General features: G+C 57.6%; 5 protein-coding genes and 3 pseudogenes. 5 read left to right on the forward strand and 3 right to left on the reverse strand.

All coding sequences use genetic code 11. The features are described 5' to 3' along the window. Positions 1-186: 186 nt before the first annotated feature. Positions 187-1,416: pseudogene (locus QP970_RS11250) on the forward strand (IS3 family transposase). Beyond that, positions 1,385-1,720 (forward strand): recombinase family protein, encoded by a 336-nt coding sequence (locus tag QP970_RS11255; RefSeq protein WP_255342555.1) that lies wholly within the window; start codon positions 1,385-1,387, stop codon positions 1,718-1,720. The pseudogene QP970_RS11250 and the gene QP970_RS11255 overlap by 32 nt, the downstream one beginning before the upstream one ends. A 369-nt stretch (positions 1,721-2,089) precedes the next feature. Here the strand turns inward: QP970_RS11255 and QP970_RS11260 are convergent, their stop codons facing one another. After that, positions 2,090-3,124, reverse strand: a complete 1,035-nt coding sequence (locus QP970_RS11260) for a YeiH family protein (protein WP_023023753.1) — start codon at positions 3,122-3,124, stop codon at positions 2,090-2,092. A gap of 70 nt (positions 3,125-3,194) precedes the next feature. On the opposite strand from QP970_RS11260, the gene QP970_RS11265 reads away from it, so the two are divergent. Further along, complete coding sequence (locus tag QP970_RS11265; RefSeq protein WP_034654218.1) at positions 3,195-4,091, forward strand: LysR family transcriptional regulator; 897 nt, start codon at positions 3,195-3,197, stop codon at positions 4,089-4,091. Positions 4,092-4,346: 255 nt separating this feature from the next. Here QP970_RS11265 and QP970_RS11790 read toward each other — a convergent pair. Further along, positions 4,347-4,906, reverse strand: a pseudogene (locus QP970_RS11790) (zinc-binding dehydrogenase). Positions 4,907-5,012: 106 nt separating this feature from the next. Between QP970_RS11790 and QP970_RS11280 the strand changes: the two are divergent. Together QP970_RS11280 and QP970_RS11285 are read left to right on the forward strand one after the other, a co-directional pair. Then, on the forward strand, positions 5,013-5,741 hold the full coding sequence (locus QP970_RS11280) for an ABC transporter ATP-binding protein (RefSeq protein WP_023023749.1): 729 nt from the start codon (positions 5,013-5,015) through the stop codon (positions 5,739-5,741). Beyond that, positions 5,742-8,285 carry an ABC transporter permease gene (locus QP970_RS11285; protein WP_284869944.1) on the forward strand — a complete coding sequence of 848 codons (2,544 nt, stop codon included), beginning with the start codon at positions 5,742-5,744 and terminating at the stop codon, positions 8,283-8,285. On the opposite strand, the pseudogene QP970_RS11290 reads toward QP970_RS11285, so the two are convergent. After that, a pseudogene (locus QP970_RS11290) lies at positions 8,282-8,841 on the reverse strand (phosphatidylglycerol lysyltransferase domain-containing protein); the annotation flags it as partial. The gene QP970_RS11285 and the pseudogene QP970_RS11290 sit on opposite strands and share 4 nt — an antisense overlap. Between the last annotated feature and the right edge of the window lie 91 nt (positions 8,842-8,932).

The following is an 8,932-nucleotide window of genomic DNA, read 5'->3' on the forward strand; positions in this document are numbered from 1 at the left end:
GCATCCTGGTCAAATTTTCTTGGCATGTTCCAGATTTTCCCATCTACTCAAACGGAACAAAACCTGGGACACTTCATTCCGATCACGCAGAACTTCACGCTTTAAGGTGGCGTTAAATGACTCTGCCAGGGCATTATTGAAGCGTCCTGGGTTTAGTTCCTACCTCAGCTAACGAAGGATTGAACTATGCCTAGAAAATATTCCGTCGAGTTCAAGGAGAAGGCGGTCCATCAGATCATCGAAATGGTCCGCCTGGAGTCTTGCTCACTGCAACGCGCCTACACGGAGGTCGGTGAGCTGCTTGGAGTATCTCACCACACGTTGCGGGCTTGGTACCGTGACAGCGCTTCAGTACGTGATGACTCTGACGCTTCAGGCGGCGAAACAATGGAAGAAGAGCTTGGGGCGTCTGCGCCGAGAAAACCGCGAACTGAAACGAGCAAACGGGATTCTTAAGACTGCTTCGGCTTTTTTCGCAGCGGAACTCGACCGACCCTAAGACCAAATGATCTCTTACATCGACGCGTATAAAGATCAGTTTGGGGCCCGGGTCCATCTGCAGAGTCCTTAAACAAGCAGATCGTGGATTCATCACCTCACGCGGCTACCGCAAAGCCACCACACGTGTTCCCAGCGCAAGAGCCTTAAGCGATAGCCTGCTCATCCCAGAGATACAACGTGTGCATGCGGAAAACTTCTCGGTCTACGGCATCCGCAAAATGTGGCACGCCATGAACCGTGAAGGCTTTCATATCGGCCGCGACAAGACCGCACGTCTGATGAAACTCGCAGGTGTTTCCGGCCGCCGACGTGGACGAACCCCTGTGACAACGATTAGCCCGAAGGCACCGGATCATCGCCCAGACCTTGTACAGCGAGACTTCCGTGCGCAGGCGCCAGGCAGGTTGTGGGTTGGGCGACATTACCTACGTTCGCACCCTGTCAGGATTCGCCTACACCGCATTTGTCGTGGATGTATTCAGCCGAAAAACTGTTGGTGTCGCTACACGATCGACAATGCGCACCGACGCGCTGCCGATGGAGGCTTTGGAGCATGCGTTAACGACTGCAGGGCGAATTCATGGAAACCAGTTAATTCACCATAGCGATCGGGGCAGCCAGTATGTGTCGTGGAAGTATTCCACTGCGCTAGCTGAGTCAGGAATCCGCCCGAGTGTGGGAACAGTCGGCGATTCTTACGACAATGCGCTAGCCGAAACAGTCAACGGTCTCTACAAGGCTGAACTGATTCATGCCCAAGGCCCGTGGACGTCGGTCGGAGAAGTCGAACTGGCCACCTTGCGGTGGGTGCATTGGTGGAACACCAAGCGGCTTCATGAAGCTTTGGACTACGCCACCCCACAGGAAGTAGAAACCGAGTACTATCTCACCCAGCCCATCAACACAGGGCCGTAAAAGAAGCGGAACTAAACCCAGGACGCTTCATGCGAAAGACACCACAGATCCACGCGCGGATTTAATGCTAGGCATTTTAGGTTCGTTTGCGGAGTTTGAGCGGGCCATTATCCGCGAACGCCAAGCAGAGGGGATTGCGCTGGCGAAAAAGGCAGGAAAGTACAAAGGCCGCAAGCCTGCTCTTAGCCCGCAGCAAGTAGCGGAGATTAAGCAGCGCACAATGGCAGGGGAGTCGAAAGCAGCCTTGGCACGGGAATTCGGAGTCACTCGCCCTACTGTGTATCGGGCGTTGAAGAACGCATAGATGCGGCGATGGGGGCGGGTGAATATACGCCCCACGGCGCTTGCCACATGGCAGGACATTTACGGTTCCAGGCACGCCTACAGGTAGCCTTACGCACATTTCCCCTCGTGGGCGGCTTTTACAAGGGCTGGCGAAGGCACGCCCCCAGGTCTCGCTAGCGTGTGGTTTTACCTGCACTTTCTCCGCCTGGGCAACGTTCACCGAATAAAGAGAAAGGGCGCCCCCACCTTGAAGAATCGGAGCTGTCGACGCCGACGATAATCGGAGCTGGACCGGTGAGAAATGTCAAGTCAGGTTCCTTCCTAAAAGGTCATGTGGTGGGCGGACGAGGTATCAGCTTGGGCGGAGACTGCAGGATGTGGTTCCCTATCAGAGGTGGACGAGTTCGATGCCTGCAAGTGCGATGCCTGTGACGAGAATGGTTGAGGCTGCGGCCAGGATGAAGGGTCGGGCTCCGACCCGGATGAGGTTGCGGATCTTCACCCCACATCCCAGTCCAAACATTGCGGCGGACAACAAAGCCGTTTGCGCGAGGCTTCCTGCGTGGATGAGGCCCTCGGGCAGGTCCAGTGTGGAACGGAGCACGATCATGACCAGGAAGCCAATGATGAACAGTGGGACGATCGCAGGACGCTTTTCATCGGGTTTGACGTTTCCTGACCGGCGTTGGCGAATGCTCAAAATCGCGACGATCGGGGCGAGCAGCAGGACGCGGGCGAGTTTGACGATGACGGCGACAGCCAGCGCCCCGCCGCCGATTATTCCTCCGGCGGCGACAACCTGAGCGATCTCGTGGATGGAGCCACCGGCCCACATGCCGTTGAGTTCAGGCTCCATGCCCAGCAGCTGGCCGAGCAAGGGAATCGCCGGAATCATGAGTGTGCCGAAGATGACCACCAAGGCCACGGCGGTGACCACGTCCTCTTCGTCTGAGTCGGTGACCCCTTCGACTCCGGCCACAGCGGCGGCGCCGCAAATAGAGAAACCACATGCTATGAGCAGAACCTGGGCGGAACGCATCTTCATCAGCCGCCCGATCAGGATGGTTCCGAAAATGCCTCCGGCCACGATGCACACGATGACCACGAGCATGGGCGCACCGAGGGAGACAATGTCTGAGAGCACCAGTTGCAGGCCCAGGAAGACGATTCCCAATCGGAGCAGCTTCTTGGAAGCCAGCGTCAGTCCCGGTGCCGTGGACTCGGGTAGGCGAACCACGTTGGTCAGGGCGATGCCGAGCACGATCGCGACGATCAGTGGGCTGACACCGGGAAGGAAGACGTTAACGGTCATCGCGATTGCCACAGCGACCGCACACAAAAGCAACCCGGGGGAATATTTTTTCAGTGCGTAGGAGCCGCGGCGGGCTGTTATGAGATCTGTCTGTTGTATTTGCGTTGACATACTTCCATACTTCACTGATCCCCGTCAGCCCGCTAGACGGCAATTTCGCATCATGGTATATGCTTTTGATATGAGCGAAGCTTGGCCGAACCTTCAAGTACTGGAACTCTTCGTTGCCGTGGTGGACGAAGGCAGCGTGGGGGCAGGCGCACGGAAAGTGGGGATGGCGCAGCCCAACGCAAGCCGAGCCATCGCGGAGCTGGAGACGGGGATGAAAACGGCTTTGCTTGAGCGCAGCCCCCGCGGTTCGGAACCGACGGCACTGGGGTTGTTGCTGGCTGTTCAAGCCCGTGAACTACTTGATGCCGGGCAACGCTTCAACGATTGGTCACGGTCTAGCCGCAGCAACGAAACGTTGGAACTTCGTGTGGGGGCCAGCATGACCATCGCAGAAACCCTGCTACCGGTCTGGCTGACAGAGTTGAAACGTCGATTGCCGCCGGTCCGCATCGAGGTGCAGGTGCTGAATTCGGCGCAGGTTCTCCAAGAAGTGCAAAGGGGCATTCTTCAACTGGGTTTCGTTGAGACCCCGAACGTTCCCATGCGGTTGAATGCCCGGGTCGTCCAAGAGGATGAGTTGCTGGTAGTTGTCGCTCCCAACCATGAATGGGCGAACCGTACGAGCAGGATCGGTTTGCAAGAGCTGGCGGAAACCCCCTTGGTTGTCAGGGAGCCTGGCTCAGGTACCCGCGAGGCGCTGCAAGAGGTGTTGGCTGGGGCCGTCACTGTCGAGCCGATGCAGGTGCTTGCCAGCAACGCCGCGGTGCGCGTTGCTGTTGCTTCCGGGGCGGGTCCTGCTGTCCTGAGCGAACTCGCCCTTCGTAGCCAGCTCGAGAGCGGGGACCTGTTGCGCGTTCCCTTTGAGGGTCAAGGGATCAGCCGCCCCCTGACGGCCGTCTGGTCAGGACCTCGACGATTGACAGGAGTCGCGGCCGAACTGGTCGCTGTGGCCGCTGCCAAACCGTAGCCGGTGGCAGCAAGTCCCGTCTTCGAAGAAGTCATCAGCATCCGTACAAGATGCTCCCCCTGTAGTCCCGAGCCCCAAGCAGTGCCCGTGCCTTGGGCGGTCTGACATGCCAACCCTTCCGGCTCAACATCGTCCGCCTCTTACCCGCAAGCCATGAATTAAATACGGGGTAGAGAGTTGTAAATAACCCGGACCGGCTGAGAATTCGGCAAGGCAGCACCTTCTTGAATCCGCATGGTTCCTCGGCCATGTGCTTTACTCTCGTCTGAGCACGAGTTTGCCTCGAGCCCTCCGGGTCTGTACTTTCGCCAGGGCAGCCAGGGCATCTGCAAACGGATAAACCTGCTCAAGCTCCAAATGAATCTCCCCTGCGGCGATCTGCTCCATGAGTTGCACCAAATCATCGAGAACGTCCATTTGATAGGGGACCCCGTTATGTGTATGCCACGTTCGGAGATGTGTGCATCTCCGGAGATCGACACCAATGTTCCACCGTCCTTCACGACGGGCAAACTTTCCGCCGAGGTGCCCGGTTGCACCGCCAAGACAGCGTCGACGCCATTGGGCATCCACTCCAGGATCTGCTCGCGCCAATGGGGGTTGCCGTAGTCAACTACCTTGTGCGCGCCGAGCGAAAGCATGTAGTCGTGATTGGGTTTCGACGCGGATGCGGCAACGTGCCATCCGCGTTGGCGTGCAAGTTGGATGGCGACCGTGCCGATCGCCCCCGAGCCACCAGCAATGAAGAGCGACCCGTCAACGGGCGCTGAACTGCAGGTTTGGCTTCCAAACGAAAAGGACGCCCCACCCGCCAAAAAATTGAACTGGCCCCCAAATCAGCCCATGGGATGATGGGACACTGCGACCAGGCGGGTTACTATGTAGAAAGGTAATTTCCCATTTACAAGGAGAACACGCTTTATGACTGATGCCGCGGCGCGCGCCGTTGACTTGTTTAAGCAATACGGAAGCGATGATACGGCGGTTATCGCCCTTGATCACGTTTCCATTGAGTTTGGAAAGAACCAATTCACGGCCATTATGGGCCCTTCGGGCTCGGGCAAGTCCACGTTGATGCACACGATGGCAGGGTTGGACTCTGCTAGCTCTGGTTCGGCGTTTATCGGTGATACCGATATGTCGCACCTCAATGACAAGGAAATTACGGCGTTGCGTCGTGACCGCTTAGGATTTATTTTCCAGTCCTTCAACTTGGTCCCTACCTTGACGGCTGCGGAAAACATCACGCTGCCGACTGATATCGCGGGCAAGGACGTCGACAAGCAATGGTTTGAAGAAGTCACCCGTCGCCTGGGGCTGGCGGAGCGTTTGGAGCACCGCCCGGCTGAGCTGTCTGGTGGTCAGCAGCAGCGTGTCGCCTGTGCTCGCGCCTTAGTGTCGCGGCCGGAGATTATTTTTGGCGATGAGCCTACGGGTAACTTGGATTCCAATTCTTCGGCCGAGGTATTGGATATTCTGCGCACTGCGGTGGACCAGGATAACCAGACTGTGGTCATTGTGACGCACGATGCTAAGGCGGCGTCGTACGCCGATCGTGTTGTTTTCCTTGCTGATGGCAAGCTCGTTAATGAACTGCAGGATCCAACGATGGAGGCCATTCACAATGTAATGGCAGAGATTGAGGGTTAAATGGCACGCGGAAACGCAATGCGCAGGGTATCCGTGCGCAATGTTTTGGCGCATAAATTGCGCCTTGGCCTGACAATTCTGGCGGTGGTTTTGGGCACCGCCTTTATTGCTGGCTCTTTCATGTTCACTAACTCATTGAAGGCCACTTTTGATTCTGCGGTGGATAACCAATTCCGCGGGGTAGACGCGGTGGTCAGTGAGAACGATGACAGCGACCAGAAGCTGGATGAAGGGCTGCGCAAGCAGCTGCTTGATGATGACGACGTTAAAAACATCAACGTCGCTGACTCGCAGACTGTGGTTGTTGCCGATGAAAACTCGGAGGCCTTCCAAACCCAAAGCGGTACTGCGAGCCTCGTGCCGTACTATTCCGCGGATAAAACCGTCGGTGGCGCGAGCGAACTCACGGAAGGCGATGAGCCAAAGGCCAAAGATGAGGTAACGATCAATTCGTCCGCTGCGGAGAAATACGATATCTCCGTTGGTCAGAAGCTTTTGGTGGTTCATCCGGATAGCCAGGATGAGGTTAAGGTTACGGGCATCGTGGAGCCGCCGGTGGAGCAGGGCGATAGCATCGAGCTGCGCATGGATGAGTCGGATTACCTGGAGCGCTTTGGTGATCCCTCTCAGCTGAAGGTCTCTGCCGCCGATGGTGTGGAGGCAAATGCGCTTGTTGATGACCTCAATGACAAGTTCGACATCAAAGCCGAGTCCGGTGAGCGCCTTGCAGAGCAGACCAGTGAGGCAATGACCGAGGCATTGAAGTTTGTGAACTACTTCCTCGTTGCCTTTGGTCTAATCGCCTTGTTGGTGGGCACCTTTATTATTGCCAATACGTTCTCCATGATCGTGGCCCAGCGCATCAAGGAGTTCGCGCTCTTGCGTGCTTTGGGCGCGTCGCGCCGCCAGATCACCAATTCCGTTGTGGTGGAATCCGTCATCGTGGGCGTTCTGGGATCCATCGTCGGTGTCGTTGCCGGCGTGGGATTGGTCGCCGTGATCAAAGCGGTTATGGGCGCCAACGGTATGGACATTGGCGGTGGCCTGGGCCTGAGCGTTTCCGCTGTGGTAGTCCCGATCATTTTGGGCACGATTGTCACTGTGGTCTCCGCATGGGCCCCGGCACGGCGCGCGGGTGCTGTGGAACCGGTTGAAGCGATGCGCACGACGGAGTCGGCCTCCGGTTCTTCGCTGAAGGTCCGCACGATTTTCGGCGCGATCCTCATGATCGGCGGCATTATTGCGGCGTTTGCGGGCGTGCTTAGCGATGCCGAAACGAACGTCCGCGCCATCCTCGTCGGCCTCGGCGCCGTCGGGGTGATTATCGGCTTCTTCTTGGCAGGACCGGCGCTCTCTTTGCCGCTGGTGCCAACGCTGGGTAAGGCAATTGGGGCGCCTTTCGGGTCCATCGGCAAACTGGCCGCTACCAACTCGCGGCGTAACCCGCGCCGCACTGCCGCCACGGCCTTTGCCCTGACCTTGGGCGTGGCATTGGTCACGAGCATCGGCATGCTGGGCCAGACAATGAAGGCTTCCATCTCGGATACGGTGGACCAAACTATTACGTCGGACTACATCTTGTCCGGTCCAAGCTCCGGAAGCTTCCCGACGCCGAAGGAAACCGGCGAGCGTGCCGCAGAGGCAGACGGTGTGGATAAGGTCATTACCGTTGGCTCGGCACCGGTTGCCGTGGACGGTCAGGCCTCCTTGGACTTTGGCACTGGCGGTTTGTTTACCGTGACGGTGGATGCTGACCCCACCTCGATGCTGGCGATGAACATGGTAGAAGGCGATGCCAATATTGAAGGCGGCTTTGCCGCCACGGAAGACTTTGCCAAAGAAAATGGCTGGAAGGTAGGAGAGACCTACGAGGTTACCGGCAGCAAGCCGGGCAAAACTGCGGAAGCCAAACTGGTCGGTACCTTTGAGCCCATCGAGACCATTCAAAATATGGTGGTTTCGCAGGACGTGGCAGAAGAAGTTGCCGCTGACGGAGAATTCTCCGTGCAGATGGTGGGCGTATTAGGTAAAGAAGGCTACGACAAGGAAGAGCTACGCCAGAACCTCGAGGATGCCGTCAAGGATCTCGTGGTGGTGCAGGTCAACACCGGTAAGGAATATGCGGGTCAGGCCGCTGGCTTCATCGACCAGATGCTGGCCATTCTCTACGGTCTTCTCGCACTCGCCGTGATCATTGCCGTGCTGGGCATTGTCAATACCTTGACCTTGGGTGTTATCGAGCGCCGCCAGGAGATTGGCATGTTGCGTGCGGTGGGTACGCAGCGCCGCCAAATCCGCCGGATGATCACGCTGGAGTCGGTGCAGATTTCGCTCTTTGGCGCGATCATGGGCATCCTCATCGGCCTCGGCTTGGGCTGGTCCTTCATCGAGATTCTTAATGACCAAGGCCTTGGGGATGCCGAGGTTCCGTGGGGCATGCTGGTGATCATGCTGCTGGGATCCGCGGTTGTGGGCGTCATCGCAGCAGTATGGCCATCGCAACGCGCGGCAAAGACCCCGCCGCTGGAGGCGATTGCGGATTAATGCTTGGACATCCAGGCCTTGACCGCATCCGTGGTCTTGAGGTCTGGAAGGTAGGCGTGCACGGTCGCTAGACCGATATTAGGAAGTTTCAGCTCGTCGTCGTAGCACAGGAACCAAGGGTGCTCTTCGGGCTGGAACTTCTTTTTGCTTGCTGCCAGGCTTTGGAATCCATATAAGGGCTCTACTTCTTTGCCTAGCCGGTGCAGGAGGTTATCGAGCCACGTTGGCGCTGCGGCTTCGCCGGCGAGGGGAGCGCCGGATAAAGAAATCCAGGCGCAGCCCTCGGAGTGGGCGATGAGCATGGCTTCTGAAATAAGTAGTTCCATGACACCTTTGAATCCATGTTCATTGCGGCGCATGACGTCGAGCGTGTATCCCGCTATGCAACCTTTTCAAAGACCGGCATCCAACTGGTCAGGCCGTGGAGCGTACCGTCTTGGTCTTCGGCTACAAGGAGGCGGGTGCCGGGGACTTTCATCTCTTCTAGTCCGCCGAGGGTAAAACCCATTTCGGGGAGGGCCTTGTCTGCCACCCATTCCTCACTCAGCGCGGTTATCTTGGCAATGGTGGCTGACGCGGGCTTGTTTTAGGGACCGGTAAGGCGGTACCAGGTACCGGGGTGGCGGTAGCCGCCCGGTAGCCGGTTT

This window comes from Corynebacterium sp. MSK073, from assembly GCF_030232085.1.
In the GTDB taxonomy this organism is placed as follows: Bacteria; Actinomycetota; Actinomycetes; order Mycobacteriales; family Mycobacteriaceae; genus Corynebacterium.

Bases quoted from the DNA above. Each gene is read 5' to 3' on its own strand.
- QP970_RS11260 (WP_023023753.1), bottom strand. From the start codon at position 3,124: ATGTCAACGCAAATACAACAGACAGATCTCATAACAGCCCGCCGCGGC.
- QP970_RS11285 (WP_284869944.1), top strand. From the start codon at position 5,742: ATGGCACGCGGAAACGCAATGCGCAGGGTATCCGTGCGCAATGTTTTG.
- QP970_RS11280 (WP_023023749.1), top strand. From the start codon at position 5,013: ATGACTGATGCCGCGGCGCGCGCCGTTGACTTGTTTAAGCAATACGGA.
- QP970_RS11265 (WP_034654218.1), top strand. From the start codon at position 3,195: ATGAGCGAAGCTTGGCCGAACCTTCAAGTACTGGAACTCTTCGTTGCC.